Source organism: Pseudomonas sp. SIMBA_067 (genome assembly GCF_046534675.1).
GTDB classification, from domain to species: Bacteria; Pseudomonadota; Gammaproteobacteria; order Pseudomonadales; family Pseudomonadaceae; genus Aquipseudomonas; species Aquipseudomonas putida.
This window is the reverse complement of the sequence record NZ_JAWRYH010000682.1, coordinates 1-261: the sequence shown is the minus strand read 5'-3', so window position 1 is coordinate 261 and position 261 is coordinate 1. Positions and strand designations below refer to the sequence as shown.

Annotated in this window: 1 protein-coding gene; it reads left to right on the top strand. The window is 65.1% G+C overall.

Annotation, left to right across the window (positions count from 1 at the left end):
- On the top strand, positions 1 to 261 hold a 261-nt coding region (locus tag SB765_RS30860; protein ID WP_410932652.1), incomplete at both ends, for a pyridoxal-phosphate dependent enzyme.

Here is a 261-nt window from a genome sequence, read left to right as displayed (position 1 = left end):
GGTGGGCCGGGCCAAGGGCTACCGCGTGGTGCTGGTGGTGCCCGACAAGATGTCCACCGAAAAGGTCCTGCACCTCAAGGCCATGGGAGCCGAAGTGCATATCACCCGCTCCGACGTCGGCAAGGGCCACCCCGAGTACTACCAGGACGTGGCCGCACGCCTGGCCAACGACATTCCCGGCTCGTTTTTCGCCGACCAGTTCAACAACCCTGCCAACCCCATGGCCCACGAAACCAGCACCGCGCCGGAGATCTGGGCACA